At 58.1% G+C, this 22127-nt stretch carries 19 protein-coding genes; 18 read left to right on the forward strand and 1 reads right to left on the reverse strand.

Features of this window, described 5'->3' with window-relative positions:
• Positions 1–1278: 1278 nt before the first annotated feature.
• The 12 genes from AAY24_RS08950 (at position 1279) to AAY24_RS09005 (ending at position 14425) form a co-directional block, all read left to right on the forward strand.
• A complete protein-coding gene (locus AAY24_RS08950) occupies positions 1279–2907 on the forward strand; it encodes a cytochrome D1 domain-containing protein (protein ID WP_082117242.1) in 1629 nt (542 codons plus the stop codon).
• 107 nt (positions 2908–3014) lie between these two features.
• Positions 3015–5831 carry a NapC/NirT family cytochrome c gene (locus tag AAY24_RS08955; protein ID WP_046859393.1) on the forward strand — a complete coding sequence of 939 codons (2817 nt, stop codon included), beginning with the start codon at positions 3015–3017 and terminating at the stop codon, positions 5829–5831.
• Positions 5832–7419: 1588 nt separating this feature from the next.
• Complete coding sequence (locus tag AAY24_RS08960; protein WP_046859394.1) at positions 7420–7740, forward strand: c-type cytochrome; 321 nt, start codon at positions 7420–7422, stop codon at positions 7738–7740.
• Positions 7740–8918: a cytochrome D1 domain-containing protein gene (locus AAY24_RS08965; RefSeq protein ID WP_046859395.1), complete on the forward strand. Its 1179-nt coding sequence runs from the start codon at positions 7740–7742 to the stop codon at positions 8916–8918. Before AAY24_RS08960 ends, AAY24_RS08965 begins: the two co-directional genes overlap by 1 nt.
• 1 nt (position 8919) lies before the next feature.
• Entirely contained in the window at positions 8920–9420 is a 501-nt protein-coding gene (locus AAY24_RS08970; protein ID WP_082117093.1) for a winged helix-turn-helix transcriptional regulator, read from the forward strand.
• Complete coding sequence (gene ahbB / locus AAY24_RS08975) at positions 9411–9887, forward strand: siroheme decarboxylase subunit beta (RefSeq protein ID WP_046859396.1); 477 nt, start codon at positions 9411–9413, stop codon at positions 9885–9887. The genes AAY24_RS08970 and ahbB (AAY24_RS08975) overlap by 10 nt, the downstream gene beginning before the upstream one ends.
• Positions 9884–10339, forward strand: a complete 456-nt coding sequence (locus AAY24_RS08980) for an Lrp/AsnC family transcriptional regulator (protein WP_234422145.1) — start codon at positions 9884–9886, stop codon at positions 10337–10339. The genes ahbB (AAY24_RS08975) and AAY24_RS08980 overlap by 4 nt, the downstream gene beginning before the upstream one ends.
• 54 nt (positions 10340–10393) lie before the next feature.
• A complete protein-coding gene (ahbB, locus tag AAY24_RS08985) occupies positions 10394–10897 on the forward strand; it encodes a siroheme decarboxylase subunit beta (RefSeq protein ID WP_046859397.1) in 504 nt (167 codons plus the stop codon).
• Positions 10898–10912: 15 nt separating this feature from the next.
• Positions 10913–12076: a heme d1 biosynthesis radical SAM protein NirJ gene (gene nirJ, locus AAY24_RS08990; protein WP_046859398.1), complete on the forward strand. Its 1164-nt coding sequence runs from the start codon at positions 10913–10915 to the stop codon at positions 12074–12076.
• Positions 12073–13632 (forward strand): nitrite reductase, encoded by a 1560-nt coding sequence (locus AAY24_RS08995; RefSeq protein WP_046859399.1) that lies wholly within the window; start codon positions 12073–12075, stop codon positions 13630–13632. The genes nirJ and AAY24_RS08995 overlap by 4 nt, the downstream gene beginning before the upstream one ends.
• Before the next feature lie 17 nt (positions 13633–13649).
• The gene (locus AAY24_RS09000; protein WP_046859400.1) at positions 13650–13844 is read left to right on the forward strand and encodes a protein nirD; all 195 of its coding nucleotides are present in this window, start codon (positions 13650–13652) and stop codon (positions 13842–13844) included.
• A 38-nt stretch (positions 13845–13882) separates the two neighbouring features.
• On the forward strand, positions 13883–14425 hold the full coding sequence (locus AAY24_RS09005; protein ID WP_046859401.1) for a thermonuclease family protein: 543 nt from the start codon (positions 13883–13885) through the stop codon (positions 14423–14425).
• A gap of 5 nt (positions 14426–14430) precedes the next feature.
• Here AAY24_RS09005 and AAY24_RS09010 read toward each other — a convergent pair whose 3' ends face one another.
• On the reverse strand, positions 14431–15267 hold the full coding sequence (locus AAY24_RS09010) for a cytochrome c (RefSeq protein ID WP_082117094.1): 837 nt from the start codon (positions 15265–15267) through the stop codon (positions 14431–14433).
• Positions 15268–15504: 237 nt separating this feature from the next.
• On the opposite strand from AAY24_RS09010, the gene AAY24_RS09015 reads away from it, so the two are divergent.
• The 6 genes from AAY24_RS09015 to AAY24_RS09040 all read left to right on the forward strand — a co-directional run bounded on the left by AAY24_RS09015 (position 15505) and on the right by AAY24_RS09040 (position 22126).
• Positions 15505–15951 carry a c-type cytochrome gene (locus tag AAY24_RS09015; RefSeq protein WP_046859391.1) on the forward strand — a complete coding sequence of 149 codons (447 nt, stop codon included), beginning with the start codon at positions 15505–15507 and terminating at the stop codon, positions 15949–15951.
• 15 nt (positions 15952–15966) lie between these two features.
• Complete coding sequence (locus tag AAY24_RS09020) at positions 15967–17358, forward strand: cbb3-type cytochrome c oxidase subunit I (RefSeq protein ID WP_046859392.1); 1392 nt, start codon at positions 15967–15969, stop codon at positions 17356–17358.
• 2000 nt (positions 17359–19358) lie between these two features.
• Positions 19359–19973 (forward strand): cytochrome c oxidase subunit 3 family protein, encoded by a 615-nt coding sequence (locus AAY24_RS09025; RefSeq protein ID WP_046859402.1) that lies wholly within the window; start codon positions 19359–19361, stop codon positions 19971–19973.
• A gap of 8 nt (positions 19974–19981) precedes the next feature.
• Complete coding sequence (locus AAY24_RS09030) at positions 19982–20257, forward strand: cytochrome C oxidase subunit IV family protein (RefSeq protein WP_046859403.1); 276 nt, start codon at positions 19982–19984, stop codon at positions 20255–20257.
• Between the two features lie 27 nt (positions 20258–20284).
• Complete coding sequence (locus tag AAY24_RS09035) at positions 20285–21103, forward strand: CbbQ/NirQ/NorQ/GpvN family protein (RefSeq protein ID WP_046859404.1); 819 nt, start codon at positions 20285–20287, stop codon at positions 21101–21103.
• 6 nt (positions 21104–21109) lie between these two features.
• Complete coding sequence (locus tag AAY24_RS09040; RefSeq protein ID WP_046859405.1) at positions 21110–22126, forward strand: 4Fe-4S binding protein; 1017 nt, start codon at positions 21110–21112, stop codon at positions 22124–22126.
• Position 22127: the final 1 nt, after the last annotated feature.

Raw genomic sequence — 22127 nt, forward strand, 5'->3', positions numbered from 1 at the left:
AGCGACGGGGCGCGCATAACTCGCTGCGCTCAGACAAATGCGCGCCGTTTTCCGTCGCCGGCTGCGATACACGGTGGCGTGGAAGTCGGGCTATCCTACGAAGCCTAAACTTAGAATGAAGTTTTTATATGAAGGACAAGCGGATTGGCAGGCTGTATATCAGTGCACCTCCCCGTTCAGCCTGTCGAGCATCGCAGGGCTGAGCGGAATCAAGCGTGAAATTGTCTGAGCCGCACAGCGGCGAGTTTTTTCACGCGCCGCTCGGACCGAGAAGCGCAGAGTACCCGAAGGGCAGGCTGACCGGGGAAAGGCTTTTGGATACTTTTGGCCACAAAAGTATCTCGCCACAAGCCGTCAGGCCGGGCGAAATTCCTCTAGCAGGTCAACCTTTTTTTGACCTGGGGAAACCGGCCCTCCGGGCCGGGTTACTTTTACGGGTAAAAGTAACCAAAACCCCCCGCTCCACCCCGCCACCCCTACGGGGTTCCCTGCGTTTCTCGCCAGCGACGGGGCGCGCATAACTCGCTGCGCTCAGACAGATGCGCGCCTGTTTCCGTCCCTGGCGGCGATACTCGGTGGCGTGGAAGTCGGATCTTCCTGCGGAACCCAAACTTCGAATGAAGTTTTTATATGAAGGACAAGCGGAATGGCAGGCTGTATATCAGTGCGCCTCCCCGTTCAGCCTGTCGAGCATCGCAGGACTGAGCGGAATCAAGCGTGAAATTGTCTGAGCCGCACAGCGGCGAGTTTTTTCACGCGCCGCTCGGACCGAGAAGCGCAGAGTACCCGAAGGGCAGGCTAACCGGGGAAAGGCTTTTGGGCAGTTTTGGCCTCAAAAGTACCTCGCCAAAGGCCGCCAGGCCGGGGAAATTAATTGTAGGAAAACCCAATACGAATAAAATTTTTTATTGATCCAAATCAATATATCACCATATAAAAAAAAGGTTTTAAGTGACAAAAAACAACTCACTCCAAGCTTCCTCCAGTTGGCTCCACAACACATCAGGCTATCCAGAAAAACCACCCTATCTAACTGATATTATGATGTTTATTCAAGTTTCACCGAAAAACAGAAAGCACCTCTGGTTGCACCGCACAATCGTCATCAGATGACGCCCCGACCCCCGTAAAAACAGGCCAGCCGGGCTAAATACCCCGTTTTGACCAAGGTCAAAGCAGCGATCTGCCGTATGGATGATCTTAGCGACTCGGGAATATGCCACGGCGGAACCATTACCGCCTTACTCGTATCAATCGCCATCGATGGGGAGTTTCTACATGAAAAAATACAACTTCAGCCTTTCTGCACTGGGTATGGCTGTTGGCCTGGCTGCATCAGGTGTGGCCGTGAATGTCACCGCAGCAGAACCGACACTCTCGGAAGCGGATTTTGAACAAGCCAAGACAATCTACTTCCAACGCTGTGCCGGTTGTCATGGCACCCTGCGTAAAGGTGCTACCGGAAAAAACCTGGAGCCGGAGAACACCAAGAAACTGGGACAGGAGCGGCTGGAAAAGATTATCCAGTACGGCACCGAAGGCGGCATGAACAACTTTGATGACATCCTTTCCCAGGAAGAGATCAAATTGATGGCCACCTACATCCAGCTGGAACCGCCAATTCCGCCCGAGATGAGCCTCGCCCTGATGAAAGAGCGTCACAAGGTTTTTGTAGAGCCGAAGGATTATCCGACCAAACCATTGCACGGTCGTAACTGGGAGAACTTCTTCCTGGTGATTGAACGTGACGTGGGCAAAATCGCCGTTATCGATGGAGACAAGAAAGAGGTGGTGGCCCATATCCCCACCGGCTATGCGGTACACGTATTGAAAGCGGTCGAGCACCACGAAGGTATGCACGTGGATAACCCGGGACGCTTCTGGTACGTCATGGGTCGCGACGGCATGATGACCAAGGTTGACCTGTGGCAGACACCGGAGAAGATGAAAGTCGCCCAGACCCAGGTAGCCTATGACGCCCGTGACGTAGCGGTATCCGGTGACGGCAAATATGTCATCGGTGGCGGCTACTGGCCACCCCACTTCGTTATCCTCGACGGTATGACCATGGAACCGCTTAAAGTGGTCTCCGCCCGCGGTGTCAATATCGATGGCGAGTATGTCAACGAATCCCGCGTCGCGGCGGTTTACGATACCCCCAAGGCCCCCAGCTGGCTGGTCTCCATGAAAGAGCTGGGACAGATGTGGCAGGTGGATTACTCCGATATCGACAACCTGACCATCACCAAAATGGATACCGCGAAGTACCTGCATGACGGATTCTTTGATCCCACCGGTCGTTACTTCCAGATTGCTGCAAACGCCTCAGACAAAATGGTTGTGGTGGACACTGAGACCCAGAAGCTGGAAGCCATGATCGACGTGGACAAGAAACCCCATCCGGGACCGGGCGCCAACTGGATCGATCCCAAATGTGGCCCGGTGGGCGGCACCACCCATCTGGGTGTGGGCAAGGTCACCGCCTGGGGCAATGATCCGGTCGGCCATAAGGATCAGGCCTGGAAAATCTGCTACGAAGTCGAAACCGATGGCGCCGGAGTTTTCATCCGCACCCATCCGAAGAGCGACTACATCTGGGCTGACCAGACCAAGCACCCGGAACCTGAAGTGCAGCAGTCCCTGCAGGTTATCTCCAAGGAGACCCGCGAGATCGTCAAGACCATACGCCTGACCGAGGTCGAGGGTTACGCCGCTGTTCACATCGAGTTCAACGACGATGGTTCCGAGGTCTGGACCTCGGTCTGGAACCGCAAGGACAGCAAGGAGCCCAATGGCGAGATCATCATCTTCGATGCCAAGACGCTCGAGGAGAAGGCACGCATCAAGGGTCTGTTTGCCCCGACCGGCAAGTTCAATGTTTACAACCGCGTCAACCACGTCACCTGATTGTGGCTGTAGCATGAACTAGTCTGAAAGCGGGTATGGAGCAGCCTCCATGCCCGCTTTTTCATAACCAACCTCACTCTTCTCTTCTGTTGCTGGAGAAATCAAAGATGGCGGTTCAGAATTCAAAAAAAACCGGCTTTATGTCACGCCGCATTATCCTTGGCAGCACGATAGCGGGCGCACTCATTTTCTTTATTGGCGGCATCATATTCTGGGGCGGCTTCAATACCGCCATGGAGGCCACCAATAACCTGGAGTTCTGTATCAGCTGTCACGAAATGGAGGAAAACGTCTACCAGGAGTACAAACCGACCATTCACTACTCCAACCGGACTGGCGTGCGGGCCACCTGCCCGGACTGCCACGTACCTGATCCCTGGGTGCACAAGATGGTGCGCAAGATCCAGGCAAGCAACGAGGTCTACCACAAGATCATGGGGACCGTGGATACCCCGGAGAAGTTTGACCAGCACCGCCTGACCATGGCGAAACGGGTCTGGCATACCATGAAAGAGACCGACTCCCGTGAGTGCCGCAACTGCCACAACCTGGAGTCCATGAACCCCGAATTCCAGCGGCCCCGTGCCCGCAAACAACACATGAACGCCTTTAAGACCGGCCAGACCTGTATCGACTGCCACAAGGGCATCGCCCACAAGTCGGTACGTAACCTGTTGACCGACGAAGAGCTGGAACAACTGGAAGCGCCCAACCCTGACTTCATACGTCCAATCCCGGAGATGTTTGCCGCCGGACTTAAGCGGGTTGAAGAGAAGGAGGCCGCCGCCGCAGAAGCGGAGAAGGCCAGAAAAGAGCAGGAGCGTGCCGCTAAACTGGCGGCGAAAAAGGCTGAACAGGCCAGGATCGAAGCGGCGGTGGCCGTAGCCCTGGCGAATCAGGGCGCAACCGGATCCCGCACTCCGGTCGCTGCCACCGGTATGGGTATGGATTGGAGCGATGTACCGGAGCGCAAAATCACCCTGTTCTACCCCGGCGAAACCTCCATGGAGTGGGTCATGACCGGCAAGGATCACGGCGGCGCCCGGCCGTTCCTGAAAGGTGGCGACCGCTGTGTCACCTGCCACGATAAAGAGACCGCCGACATGGGCCAGAAGATGGTCTCCGGTGAAAAGGCCGAGTCCACCCCCATCCCGGGCAAACGGGCCAGTATCCCGGTCACAGTGCAGGCCGCCCACGATGGAACCAACCTGTTCCTGCGCTTCGAGTGGGAAGACACCGACCACACCCCCGTCCCGTTTGTGGATGGCGGCAAGATGGACCCGGACAACCCGATGAAACTGGCGGTCATGCTGGGCACTGACGCGGTGGAGTTCGCCGACCGGGCCGGTTGTTGGCAGACCTGTCACCAGGATGCCCGCAGCATGCCGGATACGCCGGACGCCGCCGCCCTGGCCGCCAGTGATGCCGCCACAAAACTGGATCTGCAAGCGGGGGTCACCAAGTACCTCAAGGAGAGTCGCAGCAAAATTGAGATCAAGGGTCGCCGGGGTAAAAAACGCGGCGGTTGGGACAAGCTGAAGAGCGACGAGGATGTGGCCGCGGCCTTACAAGCCGACCAGTTCATGGATCTGCTGCGCTACCAGTCGGGCACCGGCAAGAGCGAGGATGGCTATATCCTGGAACAGCGTTACATGCAGGGAGGCCAGGGATTCCAGGTCGATGCCCGTAAAGAGGGCAACCACTGGATAGTGGAGATGAAACGGGCCTTGAAATCGGACCAGGCCGGCGACATCAGCCTTGAACCGGGCAAACTCTACAACTTCGGCTTTGCCATCCACGACGACTACAGCAGCGCCCGCTTCCACCATGTCAGTCTTGGTTACAAGTTGGGACTGGACAATGAAACCGCGGAAGTCAACGCGGTAAAACGGGAGGCCAAACCGATGGCTGGGGCGCCGGCTACAACCGCCGACGCTGCCGCTGCCGCTGCGGGGTCACCTATTACGGTGGACTGGAGCAAGGCCGGCAGCCGCGACATCACCCTGTTCTATCCCGGCGAGACCTCCATGGAGTGGGTCATGACCGGCAAGGATCACGGCGGCGCCCGGCCGTTTCTGAAAGGGGGTGACCGCTGCGTCACCTGCCATGACAAGGAGACCGCCGACATGGGGCAAAAGATGGTTTCGGGCGAGAAGGCCGAGAGCAGCCCCATTCCCGGCAAGCGGGGCAGTATCCCGGTGACACTTGAATCCACCTATGACGATGAAAATCTCTACCTGCGCTTTAGCTGGCCGGAAGGTGAACATGTGCCGGTACCCTTCGTGGAGGGCGGCAAGATGGATCCGGAAAATCCCATCAAACTGGCCCTGATGTTTGCCACCGATGACGTGGAATTCGCCGATCGGGCCGGTTGCTGGCAGACCTGTCACCAGGACGCCAGTAGCATGCCGGACACACCGGAAGCCGCCGCCCTTGCCGCCAATGATGCCGCAAAAAAACTGGATCTCCAGACGGGTGTCACCAAGTACCTTAAAGAGAGCCGCAGCAAGATCGAGATCAAGGGCCGCCGGGGCAAAAAACGGGGCGGCTGGGACAAACTGAAATCGCCCGAAGAGATCAACACCGCCCTGGATGGGCACCAGTTCATGGATATTCTCCGTTTCAAATCGGGCACCGGCGAGACCGAGGACGGTTACATCCTGGAGCAGCGCCACATGACAGGCGGCCAGGGCTTCCAGGCCCATGCAACACGGGAAGCGGGCAACTGGGTGGTGACCCTGAAGCGTAAACTGAAGTCAGACCAGGCCGGTGATATCAGCCTGGCCACCGATCAGGTATACAACTTCGGTTTCGCCATCCACGACGATTTCAGCAACGCCCGTTTTCACCATGTCAGCCTTGGCTACAAGCTCGGATTCGATAACGATTCCGACGGTGTGGAGATCAACGCCATCCGACAATGATCGACTACAGAGCATAATTACACTCCTCCTCCCTTAACGCGTCACCCACCACGGTGACGCGTATTTTTTTATACAGGAAACCAGGCCCTGCGCCGCGGTTGCAGATTTTCGACGCGCAGGCAGATTTGGAGGCTGACCGAGGAAAGGCTTTTAGCAGGCCAATCCTTATTTAACCCTGGGGAACCGGCCCGCTGGGCCGGGTTACTTTTACGGGTAAAAGTAACCAAAACCCCCGCTCCACCACGCCACCCCTGCGGGGTGCCCTGCGTTTCTCGCCAGCGACGGGGCGCGCATAACTCGCTGCGCTCAAACAAATGCGCGCCGTTTTCCGTCGCTGGCTGCGATACTCGGTGGCGTGGAAGTCGGACTATCCTGCCGGCCCCGCACTCCGGGTTGCTTGTTTATGGCGAACAAGTCGATTGGCAGATGGTATGGCAGTGTTCCTCCCCGTTCAGCCTGTCGAGCATCGCAGGACTGAGCGGAAATACGCGTGAAATTGTCTGAGCCGCGCAGCGGCGAGTTTTTTCACGCGCCGCTCAGGCCGAGAAGCGCAGAGAACCCGAAGGGCAGGCTGACCGGGGAAAGGGTTTTGGGTACTTTTGGCTACAAAAGTACCTTGCCGAAGGCCACCAGGCCGGGCGAAATTCCTCTAACAGGTCAACCTTTTTTTGACCTGGGGAAACCGGCCCGCTGGGCCGGGTTACTTTTACGGGTAAAAGTAACCAAAACCCTCACTCCACCACGCCACCCCTGCGGGGTTCCCTAGGTTTCTCGCCAGCGACGGGGCGCGCATAACTCGCTGCGCTCGAACAAATGCGCGCCAGTTTCCGTCCCTGGCTGCGATACTCGGTGGCGTGGAAGTCGGACTATCCTGCCGGCCCCGCACTCCGGGTTGCCTGTTTATGACGAACAAGTCGATTGGCAGATGGTATGGCAGTGCTCCTCCCCGTTCAGCCTGTCGAGCATCGCAGGACTGAGCGGAAATACGCGTGAAATTGTCTGAGCCGCGCAGCGGCGAGTTTTTTCACGCGCCGCTCAGGCCGAGAAGCGCAGAGCACCCGAAGGGCAGGCTGACCGGGGAAAGGGTTTTGGGTACTTTTGGCTACAAAAGTACCTCGCCGAAGGCCGCCAGGCCTGGCGAAATTCCCTTTTAAACAGGGGTTCCGACCCTCCGGGCCGGGTTACTTTTACGGGTAAAAGTAACCAAAACCCTCACTCCACCACGCACCCCTGGGTTTCTGGCCAGCGACGAAGCTAACCGGCGACAAATGAGGCGCAGCGATAGATCCACGCCGGATTCGGTCCCGGCATTTGGGTCACTTCCCGCAGCGATCGGGTGATACCACACCCCCGGCCAACACCGGCGGTGTGCGCCCCGGATAAGGAACAAAACGCTTGTAATCATAAGTCATTGAATTTACAACTGTTGATATTTGATGAAGGTCAATGCCCCGTTTATGGCAGTGTTGCTACATTGCCTTACAAGTAAACCGCCGACAGCTGCGAGCCGGGATAATAACCGGTAAAAAAACTATCCCGTGAGGGGAGCCAACTTGAACATCCAACCAGAACTTGTTGAGTAACCTGAATGCCCGGAATCATCATTCTCATCACTCTACTGCTCCTTACCGGGACTGTCCCGGCGACGGCGGATGAGATCAGTCCCGAACGCAAAGCGGAGCTCCGCTACCTGCTGAAACAGGACTGCGGCGCCTGTCACGGTATGCGGCTCAAGGGTGGCCTGGGGCCCTCCCTGGGCGCCGACAGACTGGCTCCCTACGACATCCAGTTCATCACCCAAACCATCCTCCAGGGAAGGCCCGGAACCCCCATGCCACCCTGGAAACCCTTTATGTCAGAACAAGAGGCCCTCTGGCTGGCCCGGCAACTCAAACAAGGTGCCCACTGATGAAAATATCGCACTACCTGTTTTCCGCACTGCTGCTCTTTTCCGGCCAGGTCTCGGCCCAGTGTCTGACCCGGGGCACGGGCGATATGGGCATCGTGATAGAACGGGCCGACGGCAGCGTACAGGTGGTGGACCGGCGTGCCCATAAAGCCCTGTTCAGGATCGAGGGGTTGGGGGATCTCTCCCACGCCTCGGCAGTCTACTCACCGGATGAGCGGTACGCCTACGTGTTTGGCCGTGACGGCGGTCTGACCCGGCTGGACATCCTGTGCGGCACCATCACCCACCGGATTGTGCAGGGTGGCAACAGCATTGGCGGCGCCATCTCCCAGGACGGTAATCTGATCGCGGTCTCCAATTACGAACCGGGTGGGGTGAAGATCTTCTCGGCCAGCGATCTCAGCCTGGTGGCCGATATTCCTGCAACACCGGTCAACAGCGAGAAGCGCGCCAAAACCGTCGGCCTGGTGGATGCGCCGGGACAGCGCTTTGTATTCAGTCTCTATGATACCGGTGAGACCTGGATCGTGGACATGAGCGATCCCACCAAGCCGCAGATCCACAAGTATGAGCATATCGGCCAGCAGCCCTATGATGGGCTGATCACCAAGGATGGCCGCTACTACATTGCCGGCCTGTTCGGCCAGGATGGCCTGGCCCTGCTGGACATGTGGCACCCGGAACAGGGCACCCGATTGATATTGGAAGACTACGGCAAGGGCGAACAGAAACTGCCGGTCTACAAGATGCCCCATCTGGAAGGCTGGGCCATGGCCGGCAACCGCGCCTTTCTGCCGGGGGTCGGACACCACCAGGTGCTGGTGGTGGAACGGGGCGACTGGAAACCGGTCGGCAAGATCCCGGTTTATGGCCAACCTGTGTTTGTCATGGCACGCCCGGATGGGCGCCAGATCTGGGTCAATTTCGCCTTCCCCAACAATGACACCATCCAGGTGATCGACACTGAAACACTGCAGGTGATCAAGACCCTCAAACCGGGCAAGGGCGCGCTGCACATGGAGTTCGCCCCCCGTGGCGAAGAGGTGTGGATCTCCATCCGGGACAGGAATGAGATCCAGGTCTACGACACCCGCAGCCTGGAAATGACCCACAGCTTACCGGCCGCCAGTCCCAGCGGGATCTTTTTCACCGCTCGCGCACACACCACAGGACTCTGATATGGCAACACCAGCATCGATCATGCGCCACAACCAGACCAAGGATGCAATACCGTTGAACGACCTTGAGAAGCGCCTGTTGAACGAATACCAGAAGGGGCTGCCCCTCTCCCCGACCCCGTTTCGGGATATCGCGGAACGACTCGGCACCAGTGAGGCCCTGGTACTGAAGATTCTCGATCGCCTGCAAAAACTGGGGGTGGTAAGCCGGGTCGGTCCGGTATTCAAACCGCGACAAGTCGGCACCAGCACCCTGGCGGCAATGGCGGTACCGGAAGCACTGCTGGAGAGCGTGGCTGAGCGGATCAGCGCCTACCCCGAGGTCAATCACAATTACGAACGGGAAGATCACTACAACCTCTGGTTCGTGGTCACCGCCCCCAATCAGCAACGGCTGGAACAGGTGCTGCAGGAGATGGAGCGGGAAACCGGCTATGCCATCCTCAACCTGCCGTTGGAAAAGCAGTTTCACATCGACCTGGGATTCCCGCTATGGTGCTGAACGAACAGGACTACCAACTGATTGCCGAAATCCAGGGTGGTCTGCCACTCACCAGTCACCCCTACGCGGCGATCGGCGAACGGATCGGGCTGGATGAACAGGCCGTAATTGACCGCATCGACACCATGCTGACAAGCGGTGTCATCAAACGCCTCGGCATCGTGGTTCGTCATCGCGAACTGGGTTATACCGCCAATGCCATGGTGGTGTGGGATGTACCGGATGAGCGGCTGGATGAACTGGGGGAACGATTGGGCGCGTTGGAGTGCATAACGCTCTGTTATCAGCGCCCCCGGCGTCTGCCGGACTGGCCCTACAACCTGTTTTGTATGATCCACGGACAGGAACGGTCAAAAGTGCTCGCCTATATTGACCGGCTGGTGGAGAGCCAGGGCTTGAGCGACATTCCCCACAAGGTGCTGTTCAGCGGTCGCCGCTTCAAACAGCGCGGAGCCCGCTACCAATGACCCCCGCGCTGGATGACATCGATCGGGCCATCCTGAATCGTTACCAGGGCGGCTTTCCGATCTGTGAACGCCCCTACCAGGCCGCGGCAGAACAGCTCGGTATCACCGAGCAGGAACTGATCCAGCGGCTGGAGCGCATGCTGGCCCAGAAACAGCTGTCCCGGTTCGGTCCCATGTACCACGCTGAACGCCTGGGCGGCGGACTGAGCCTCTGCGCCATGCGCATCCCCGAGGATCGCTACGAACAGGTTACGGAACAGGTCAACAGTTTTCCGGAAGTGGCCCATAACTACGCCCGGGATCACGCCTTTAACATGTGGTTCGTACTGGCCACCGAAACCCCGGAACGTATCGACGCCGTACTGAAAGAGATCGAGCAGCGCACCGGTTTCCGGGTCTACAATATGCCCAAGTTGCAGGAGTTCTTTATCGGGCTGAAGTTCGAGGTGTAACGGAACAGTGCAGACCGGTCCGATCAACAGGCAACCAATGGAGTGTTTCCAGCCATGACAGAAGCCCTATCCACCACCCTGGACGAGCTGGATCGCCGCATCATCCTGGCCACCCAGTCGGGCCTGCCCCTGGTGCCGGAACCCTTCGCCGCCATCGCCGCCCAGGTGGAGAGCAGCAGCGGGGAGGTGATGACGCGCCTGCAACGGATGCTGGCGAGCGGCGTGATCCGCCGTATCGGTGCGGTGCCCAATCACTACACACTCGGTTTCCGGGGCAACGGCATGACCGTCTGGGACATCCCGGACGACAAAATCAGCCACTACGGCGCGCTGATCGGTCAACTCGATTTTGTCAGCCACGCCTATGAGCGGCCCCGCCACCCGCCCGAATGGAATTACAACCTGTTCGCCATGGTACATGGCAGGGACCGGGCAGAGGTTGAACAGAAAGTGACCAGGATCGCCGAGTTGCTGGGCGACGACAATCGGGGACATGAGATTCTCTACAGCTCCCGCATCCTCAAGAAAACCGGCCTGCGTCTGGTTTCCGACAAATAGCCTTCGGGGTACGCCATGTTTCGCATCACACAGTTCATGCAAGAGGTCCTCGATCCCAAGCCCCTGGGACCCAAGCGTAATCCGCCCGGCCCGGTGGTGATCTGGAACCTGATCCGCCGCTGCAATCTGACCTGCAAACACTGCTACGCCATCTCGGCCGACAAGGATTTCCCCAACGAACTGAACACCAACCAGGTATTCGGGGTGATGGATGACCTGAAGCAGTTCGGCGTGCCGGTGCTGATCCTGTCCGGCGGTGAGCCCCTGATGCGGCCGGATATTTTCGACATCGCCCACCGGGCCAAGGCGATGGGATTCTATACCGCCCTCTCCACCAACGGCACCCTGATTGATGAAAACAATATCGAGCGGATCGCCGCAGTTGGATTTGATTACCTGGGCATCAGTATCGATGGCATGGAACAGACCCATGACAAGTTCCGCCGCAAGGTGGGTTCCTACCGGGCCTCCCTGCATGGCCTGCGGCTCTGTCGCGACCGGAATATCAAGGTGGGCCTGCGCTTCACCATGACCCAGGACAACGCCGCCGAGTTACCCCAGCTGCTGGAGCTGATGGATGCGGAACAGGTCGACAAGTTCTACTTCTCCCACCTCAACTACGCCGGACGCGGCAACAAGAACCGGGAGACCGACGCGTTTCTGCGGACCACCCGCTGGGCCATGGAACTATTGTTCGAGCGTGCCCTGGCTGATATCAAGAGGGGCAAAAAGACCGAATTCGTCACCGGCAACAATGATGCCGACGGCGTCTTCCTGCTGCACTGGGTGGCACGTCACTATCCGCAGCAGGTGGAGCACATCCGTGCCAAACTGGCCCAGTGGGGCGGCAACAGCTCCGGGGTCAACATCGCCAATATCGATAACCAGGGCAATGTCCACCCGGACACCATGTGGTGGCACTACAATCTGGGCAACGTCAAAGCGCGCCCCTTCTCGGAGATCTGGCAGGACACATCCGACCCCATCATGGCCGGTCTGAAGGCCTCCCCCCGTAAGGTTGGCGGTCGCTGTGGTGAGTGCGCCTACTTCGATATCTGTGGCGGCAACACCCGGGTGCGCGCCCTGCAGCTGACCAATGACGCCTGGGCGGAAGACCCGGCCTGTTATCTGACCGATGAGGAGATCGGCATCACCCGACCGGCGGCCGCGGAACGATGAAAGGGCTGTTATCCATCTGTCTGACGTTCGGTCTGTTGGGCATCTGCAGCCTGACCATGGCGAGCACCCCAATCTCCACTGACACCCTGTATAAACAGCACTGCGCCGAGTGTCATGGCGCCGACCGGCTCGGCATCATGGGCCCGGCCCTGCTGCCGGAGAACCTGAAACGGCTGCGTAAGAAGAGTGCCATCCAGGTGATCCGGGATGGTCGCGTCGCCACCCAGATGCCGGCCTTCGGAGATAAACTGGATAAGGAACAGATCCAGTCCCTGGTGGAGCTGGTCTATACCCCGCTGGATCGGGTTCCCACCTGGGGCATGGCCCAGATCAGGGCCAGCCAGATTATCTACCATCAGCCCGGCTCACTGCCCGACCGGCCGCTGTTCGAGGCCGCTATCGACAACCTGTTCATGGTGGTGGAACTGGGGGATCACCACGCCACCCTGCTGAACGGTGACACCTTCGAGCCGATCTTCCGCCTGCCTACCCGCTTCGCCCTGCACGGTGGACCCAAATGGGCCGACGGGGGACGCTATATCTATTTCGCCTCCCGGGACGGCTGGATCAGCAAGTTCGATGTGTTCAACCTCACCTACGTGGCCGAGGTGCGCGCCGGCATCAACAGCCGCAACCTGGCGGTCTCCCACGACGGCCGTTATGTGATCGTGGCCAACTACCTGCCCCACACCCTGACTGTGCTGGATGCCCGGGATCTCTCCCCCATCAAGGTGATTGAAGCCAAGGACAAGCAGGGCAACAGCTCCCGGGTCAGCGCCGTCTACACCGCCGACCCCCGCAACAGCTTTGTAGCGGCCCTGAAAGATATCCCCGAGGTGTGGGAGATCAGTTACCTGGACGAACCACCGGCCGGCTTCTCCGGCTGGGTACACGACTACAACCAGGAGTCCGGCGACGCCCGCAAGGAGGAGCCGTTTGCCCTGCGGCGCATTCAGGTAAAGGATTACCTGGACGACTTTTTCATGACCCAGAGTTATGACCAGATCATCGGCACCACCCGCAACGGTTCCGGCCAGGTGGTGGATCTGGATCTGAAGCGGGCCGTGGCCAACGTGGCACTGCCCGGCATGCCCCACCTCAGCTCCGGTATTACCTGGCAGTACCGGGATCGTACCGTACTGGCCACCCCCAACATCAAACAGGGCCAGGTCTCCATCATCGACACCAAAACCTGGGAAGTGATCAAGCAGATCCGGACCGATGGCCCCGGATTCTTCATCCGCAGTCACGAACAGAGCCCCTACGCCTGGGTGGATGTGTTTTTCGGTCCCCACCGGGACCGTATGCACGTGATCAACAAGCAGACCCTGGAGATCGTCAAGACCCTGGTTCCGGCACCCGGTAAAACCTCCGCCCACGTGGAGTTCACCAAGGATGGCAGGTATGCCCTGGTGAGCATCTGGGACGATGATGGCGGGCTGGTCATCTACGACGCCAACACGCTGGAAGAGGTGAAACGCTTGCCCATGAAAAAGCCATCGGGTAAATACAACGTACACAACAAGCTGACCCGCTCGGCGGGCACCAGCCACTAGATCGGGAAACCAACCGGATGGGCGATACAGAGGTCAACTGTCTCTATTGCGGCAAGAAAATCGATAATGACGTGGCTGAGTGCCCGCACTGTGGCGCTGTCTCCCATTTTCAGACCCGGGGCTACCGGGCCGGCGCCCGGCCAAGGTTTATCCTGTTCTGGATCGGCCTGGTGCTGTTCTGCCTGTTCCTCGTCTTCTGGTTACCCCGGTAACCGGTCATGCGGCACCTTTAACCAGACCCAGGAATCCCATGATGAAAAGTTACCTTCTGCCACTGATTACCCTGTTCGCCTGGAGCTCCATCAGCTTGGGAGAGCAGAGCAGCCACTATCCGCTGGTGGCGATCGAGGATGGCGATACCATCACAGTACAGGTCGGGGAGCACGTGAAGCGTCTGCAACTGGCCGGCATTGATGCACCGGAGGATCAGGCCAATCCAAAACTGAGCCGGGATCTGGAGCGCACCGGCCTGTCATCCGATATGCTGCTGGAGTTGGGCAATGCCGCCACAGCACATCTCAAACAGCTGATTTCACCGGGCGATCAGATCCAGGTGGTGGGGGATCTGACCCGCAGCGACCGCTACGGTCGCATACCGGTGTTTGTCTACAAGGATCACCACTCGCTGAACCTGATGATGGTGAGTGACGGTTACGCGGTGGTGCTGTCACGGGCCACCATTGCCGAGGATATCAAGACCGAACTGACAGCCCGCCAGCAGCAGGCGCAGGCTGAAAAGCGGGGACTCTGGGGATCCCACCAAGCGGCAGCGCTGCGCTGGAGCGGTCAGTAATCCAGCTAGGGCAGCAGGGTTTCACGCATGTCGTAAGGGGCGCGGTGTACCGCATGGCAACGGGCGCAGGCGTATACCGCCGCCCCACCCAGCGAACGTCCGGCCAGTTTTTTATCACCCTGCTTGATGCCCCGCTCCAGATCCTGTAACGCTGCGCTGGTGAGCGTCCCCAGGAAACGTTCCCGGGGTGCCGGATCCTTGTGACAACTGGCACAACTCTCCCCCAGGTCATCCAGCCTGGAGCGCAACTCTCGCAGGGAACTCAGCGCCACGCCATGCCTGTCGTCATCCGTGGCGATCTTGATCCGGTTGACCAGCAGCGACAGCTGTTCCATCACATCGGCAAACTGTTCAGTCGATCCATCAGCGGAACTCTTTATGCTGATGTTTCCGAACTCCGGTGTCCGGTAGAGCATGGCAGTCACTGCCCGGTATTCACGATGGCAGGCGTTACACCCCTGGCCGATCTTGCGCAGTGCCCGCTCAATGCCATCCCGGTCACCCGCACCTGCCGCCAGTTGCAGACGTTCCAGCCACTGATACTCCAGTTCATCCTTCCACTCCGGCACCATCTCGGCAATCTTCAGATAATGGCCGGCGAAACGTTCAATCCATTTCCGGGTCAGCGCCTGCTCATCAGCCGCCGCATATTCAGTAATGGCCTGCATCTCCCGTCTCAGGCTGAACATGGTGTGGAGCCAGACCTGGCGCTCATTCTGCGGCTTGTACCACTGGGCGATACTGGCCGGCGGCAGGGTCAGCCACTTCTCCGCCGCCACACTGTCACCGATACCGGTTAACAGACAGATCGCCATCCACCATACCGCACTTTTTTTAACCATCTCATGCCCGCCTGATTACTGTTTACCATGAAGGCTTCACTATACCTCAAACATCGCCGATCAATTTCCCGATCTGCCCCATTCACAGCAAATCGGGCCGCTCCTTTCCTGCTGCTCAGTGGCATTAGTTTACAAAAACAGTCAGTCATTTTTCGAACTTGATTAAGGTCAATGCCCAACCTGTCTGCTTTGCTTTGTAATCGGCCTGCATATTCGATCCGCATAGGAGTTAGCATAATGGCTCAGGCCTTCACAAAGACCATGGCGCGGAACATCTTTTATGGTGGTTCTGCGTTTTTTTTCCTCCTCTTCCTGGCCCTGACCTTTGATTCGGTCAGCCAACTGCCCAACCGCGATAACCGGGCCGCACTCGAAGGCCCGGTCGGCCAACAGGTCGCCAAGGGCAAGATGCTCTGGGAAGAGAACAACTGTATCGGCTGTCACACACTGCTCGGCGAGGGCGCCTATTTCGCGCCCGAACTGGGCAATGTCTACAAGCGCTTCGGCAACTCCAAAGACGGCATTATCGGCTTTATCAAGAGCCGCCCCGTCAACGGGATTCCCGGGCGACGCAGCATGCCTCAGTTCAACTTCGACGATGATGAGCTCGATGCCATCGCCGAGTTCCTGAAGTATGTCTCCGAGATCAATGCCGCCGACTGGCCGCCAAACATTCAGGGTTAAGGGGGAGTTTTAACCATGACTTATCAATCTCAATCGGTCGCCAAGCTCTATTTCATGGCTGCCATCGCGCTGTTTGCCGCACAGATCCTGTTCGGTCTGATCATCGGCCTGCAGTATGTGATCGGGGACTTCCTGTTCCCCTATATCCCGTTCAACGTCGCCCGTATGGTGCATACCAATGCACTTATCGTCTGGCTGCTGATGGCCTTTATGGGGGCCGCTTACTACCTGATCCCGGAAGAGGCCGAGACCGAGCTGTTCAGCCCCATGCTCGCCAAGCTGATGTTCTGGGTCTTTTTGGTCGCCGCGGCCCTCACTGTGGCCGGTTACCTGCTGGTCCCCTACGCCACCCTGGCCGAGCTGACCGGCAACGCCTTGCTGCCCACCATGGGGCGTGAGTTCCTGGAGCAGCCCACCATCACCAAGCTCGGTATTGTGGTGGTGGCCCTGGTGTTCCTGTTCAATATCGGCATGACCATCCTCAAGGGCCGCAAGACCGTCATCAACCTGGTGATGATGCTGGGACTGGTGGGCCTGGCGGTGTTCTTCCTGTTCGCCTTCTATAACCCCACCAACGTGGTGCTGGACAAGATGTTCTGGTGGTGGGTGGTGCATCTTTGGGTTGAGGGTGTCTGGGAGCTGATCATGGCCTCTATCCTCGCCTTTGTGCTGATCAAGGTGACCGGTGTGGATCGGGAGGTGATCGAGAAGTGGCTCTATATCATTATCGCCATGGCCCTGATTACCGGCCTGATCGGTACCGGCCACCACTACTTCTGGATCGGTACTCCCGAGTACTGGCAGTGGTGGGGTTCGGTGTTCTCCGCCATGGAGCCGATTCCGTTCTTCATGATGACCGTGTTCGCCTTCAACATGGTCAACAAGCGGCGGCGTAACCATCCCAACCGGGCGGCTACCCTGTGGGCGCTGGGTACGGCGGTGATGGCCTTCCTGGGGGCCGGCGTGTGGGGCTTCCTGCACACCCTCTCTCCGGTCAACTACTTCACCCACGGTTCCCAGATCACGGCGGCCCACGGTCACATGGCCTTCTATGGTGCCTACGTGATGATCAGTCTGACTATTATCTCCTATGCCATGCCGCTGTTGCGGGGTCGCACCGCGGCCAACAGCAACAAACAGCAGGTGCTGGAGATGTGGGGCTTCTGGCTGATGACGGTGGCGATTGTGTTCATCACCCTGTTCCTGACCGGTGCCGGTATCCTGCAGGTCTATCTGCAACGGGTGGCGGAGAATCCCCAGCCGTTCATGGTGGTACAGGATCAGATCTCCCTGTTCTACTGGTTGCGTGAGGTGGCCGGCCTGATGTTCTTTGTCGGGTTGGTGGTCTACATCGCCAGCTTCTTCATCGGGCAGAGTGAGCCGGAGGCGGTGATCGCCGAGACCTGATACCCGGATGGGTAAGTCTTAACCCAGGCCGGCTCTTGAGCCGGCCTTTTTTATCCAGGGATGGATTTATGCCGCGCAGCACAAGGATGTGCGGGAGCGGCTTTAGCCAGGAATGGACGTATTCCGCGAAGAGTCTTTGTTAAGAAGGAGTTCCGGCCCACTGGGCCGGGTTACTTTTACGGGTAAAAGTAACCAAAACCCTCGCTCCACCACGCCACCCCTGCGGGGTTCCCTGCGTTTCTCGCCAGCGACGGGGCGCGCATAACTCGCTGCGCTCAGACAGATGCGCGCCTTTTTCCGTCGCCGGCTGCGATACTCGGTGGCGTGGAGGTCGGATCTTCCTGCGGAACCCAAACTTCGAATGAAGTTTTTATATGAAGAACCAGCGGATTGGCAGGCTGTATATCAGTGTACCCTCCCCGTTCAGCCTGTCGAGCATCGCAGGGCTGAGCGGAGATACGCGTGAAATTGTTTGAGCCGCACAGCGGCGAGTTTTTTCACGCGCCGCTCGGACCGAGAAGCGCAGAGCACCCGAAGGGCAGGCTGAACGGGAAAAGGCTTTTGGGCAGTTTTGGCCACAAAAGTACCTCGCCACAGGCCGTCAGGCCGGGCGAAATGCCTTTCTCTGCTCAAGTATTTCTTCACTATTAGCAGCGAAGAGTCTTTAGTTAAGAAGGAGTTCCGACCCTCCGGGCCGGGTTACTTTTACGGGTAAAAGTAACCAAACCCCCCCGCTCCACCCCGCCACCCCTACGGGGTTCCCTGCGTTTCTCGCCAGCGACGGGGCGCGCATAACTCGCTGCGCTCAGACAAATGCGCGCCGTTTTCCGTCGCCGGCTGCGATACACGGTGGCGTGGAAGTCGGGCTATCCTACGAAGCCTAAACCTTAGAATGAAGTTTTTATATGAAGAACAAGCGGATTGGCAGGCTGTATATCAGTGCGCCTCCCCGTTCAGCCTGTCGAGCATCGCAGGGCTGAGCGGAATCAAGCGTGAAATTGTCTGAGCCGCAACGCGGCGAGTTTTTTCACGCGCCGCTCAGACCGAGAAGCGCAGAGTACCCGAAGGGCAGGCTGACCGGGGAGAGGCTTTTGGATACTTTTAGCCTCAAAAGTACCTCGCTAAAGGCCGCCAGGCCGGGCGAAATGCCTTTCGCTGCTCAAGTATTTCTTAACTATTAGCAGCGAAGAGTCTTTAGTTAAGAAGGAGTTCCGACCCTCCGGGCCGGGTTACTTTTACGGGTAAAAGTAACCAAACCCCCCCGCTCCACCCCGCCACCCCTACGGGGTTCCCTGCGTTTCTCGCCAGCGACGGGGCGCGCATAACTCGCTGCGCTCAGACAAATGCGCGCCGTTTTCCGTCGCCGGCTGCGATACACGGTGGCGTGGAAGTCGGGCTATCCTACGAAGCCTAAACTTAGAATGAAGTTTTTATATGAAGGACAAGCGGATTGGCAGGCTGTATATCAGTGCACCTCCCCGTTCAGCCTGTCGAGCATCGCAGGGCTGAGCGGAATCAAGCGTGAAATTGTCTGAGCCGCGACGCGGCGAGTTTTTTCACGCGCCGCTCAGACCGAGAAGCGCAGAGTACCCGCAGGGCAGGCTGACCGGGGAAAGGGTTTTGGGTACTTTTGGCCACAAAAGTACCTCGCCAAAAGGCCGTAGGCCGGGCGAATTCCTATAGCAGATCAATTCTTTTTTAAACCGGGGATCCGGCCCATTGGGCCGGGTTACTTTTACGGGTAAAAGTAACCAAAACCCCGCTCCACCCCGCCACCCCTACGGGGTTCCCTGCGTTTCTCGCCCAAGGCTGTCCAGCCAGGCGAAACCCTTTACCTGACAAAAATAGTTGGATATTTCCCCGCCTATTTAACCTTGATCAAGTCGCCACCCGAGGCGGTTCTGGTAGATTAGCTGTAACTTCCCATTAACCGACTGATTTACAAAGATCAATTGGATTTCCATTCGGACCAATAACGGATCTTTCACGGAGTTCAATCGATGACAGAGGCGGTAGACACACTCAATTCCGATCAGCTGCCAGAGGCTACTGATCAGCCAAACCGTTATCCACCGGGAGACCTGGCGATCTGGATCTTCATTCTGGCGGAGCTGTCGGTATTCGCGGTCTTTTTTGGCGCCTACGCCTTCACCCGCATGAATCATGTTGCCCTGTTCAATGAGTTCCAGCTCCATCTGGATCGCCAGGCGGCCCTGATCAATACCCTGGCCCTGATCACCAGCTCCTATTTCGTGGTGCGCGCGGTATCCGCCATCAAACAGAACAACAGCATCGCCTGCAGCCGTTGGCTGGTTGCCGCCATGTTCATGGGGGCGGTTTTCCTGGTGGTGAAATCAGCCGAATACAGCCACCACATCGAACTGGGGATCAATCTCAGCACCAACACCTTCTACATGTTCTACCTCTCCCTCACCTTCTTCCACTTTATGCACGTCATCATGGGCATGGTGATCCTGGCAGCCGTCGCACTGAAGGCGAAAAGAGGTGGCTATTCCGTACAGGAGCACACCGGCGTCGAGACCGGCGCCTCCTACTGGCATATGGTGGACCTGGTGTGGTTGATCCTGTTCCCACTCGTTTACGTCATGCGCTGAGGTAACCCATGAGCAACAAACCTTTTCTCGGCATACTCCCCAGCACCTGGGTATACGGCATCCTGATCCTGTTGACCTTTGTCACCTACTCGATCGGTGAACAGGGGTTGGGCGGTCTCCAGATCTCCCTGCTGGTGCTGGGCATCGCCATTATCAAGGGCCATCTGGTGGGCAGTTATTTCATGGGACTTGGCCAACTGCGTGGACTGTGGCGCTGGCCTGTGTCAGTCTGGCTGATCATCCCCGGCGCTCTGATCGCCACTGCCTTCACGTTATCTTATTAAACCAATATATATTACGGGATTGATCGCATGAGTAACGCACCCCAGGCCGCAAGCCAGACTCTGGCGCCCGCAACGCCATTTTACAAACCCCAGGGCAACGAAGTTGAGCTGTTTCAACACGCCTTCAAACACCAGTTGCCGATGCTGATCAAGGGACCGACCGGCTGTGGCAAAACCCGTTTCATCAACTACATGGCTGCCCAACTGGGTCGACCGGTCTATACCGTGGCCTGTCATGATGACCTGACCGCCGCTGATCTGGTGGGGCGCCACCTGATCGGGGAAAACGGCACCTACTGGAGCGATGGCCCCCTGACCCGGGCGGTTCGGGAAGGTGCGATCTGCTACCTGGACGAAGTGGTGGAGGCACGCAAGGACACCACGGTGGTGCTGCATCCGTTGACCGATGACCGTCGCATTCTGCCCATCGAGCGCACCGGCGAAATTCTCCATGCACCGCCCGAGTTCATGCTGGTGGTCTCCTATAATCCCGGTTATCAGAATCTGCTCAAGGGGATGAAACCGAGTACCCGGCAACGTTTCGTAGCGGCACGGTTTGACTTCCCCAGCAGCGATCTGGAGCAGGAGGTGATAATCGGCGAAACCGGTATCGATACCGCCACCGCCAAACGGCTGGTCAACCTGGCCAACAGCCTGCGCGCGCTCAAGGATCACGATCTGGAAGAGGCGGCATCGACCCGCCTGCTGGTCTACACAGCAACCCTGATTCTCGGTGGTTATGACCCTGTGGAGGCCTGTCGTGCCGCCATGGTGGAACCGTTGACGGATGACGATGAGACTACCGCGGCGCTGATGGAAATTGTCCAGATCGCTTTTGGCAAATAGTACTTCATGGGTCTGATCAAACGCGCAACCCGGCAGCAGATCAACCGGTTCTGGTTCCAGACCGGATTTTTCTGCCTGTTTATACTGGCCCCGCCCCTGGATCTGTTTCGCTTTGATCTGACCCGGAACCATTTCTTCTTCCTGGGGCAGCACTGGACATTGGGGCTGGATGCTTTTATCAGCGGCGATATCGGGCCCGGACAGGCGGCGATCAATCTCATATTTCGGGGCTTTTTGCCCATCGTGCTGGTGGGCGGAGGGCTGATCTGGACCGCCTGGCGCTATGGCAGACTCTACTGCGGCTGGCTCTGTCCCCATTTTTCCGTGGTGGAGACCATCAACAGACTGATGTACCGGGCCAGCGGTAAACCCAGTATCTGGGAGAAAAATCCACTGCCGGAGCTACAGGCCAACGGCACCATACAGAAACCGGATCGGCGTTTCTGGCCCGTCACCGTGCTGGCAGCCCTCTTTTTTGCCTTTCTCTGGGCGTTATCCCTGCTCACCTATCTGTTGCCGCCGGTGGAGATCTACCACAATCTGCTGACCCTCTCCCTGACTCCCAACCAGATGCGCTTTCTGGGTATTGGCACCCTGTTGTTATTCATCGAGTTCATGTTCGCCCGGCACCTGTTCTGTCGTTTCGGTTGTGCGGTGGGTCTGTTTCAGAGCCTCGCCTGGATGGCCAATGACAGGGGCATGGTGGTGGGATTCGATCGCCAGCGGGCCAGTCTCTGCTCAGACTGCAACAATGCCTGCGACAACGCCTGCCCCATGCGACTCAAGCCCCGTTCGGTGAAACGCAAAATGTTCACCTGTACCGAATGCGCCCAGTGCATCTCCGCCTGTACCCAGGTACAGGCGCAACAGGCCCGCCCCGGTCTGCTCAGCTGGGTTGCTGATCAACAGGCGATGGCAGCTGTCACAGGACGTGATATCTCAAGCAGGCCCAAGCCATCCCCTTCCGGTACAAACCATCGGCAACCCTCTGCGCCGATCTCCACCAGTTGCCAGGAACCCTAGA

Source organism: Sedimenticola thiotaurini (assembly GCF_001007875.1).
In the GTDB taxonomy this organism is placed as follows: Bacteria; Pseudomonadota; Gammaproteobacteria; order Chromatiales; family Chromatiaceae; genus Sedimenticola; species Sedimenticola thiotaurini.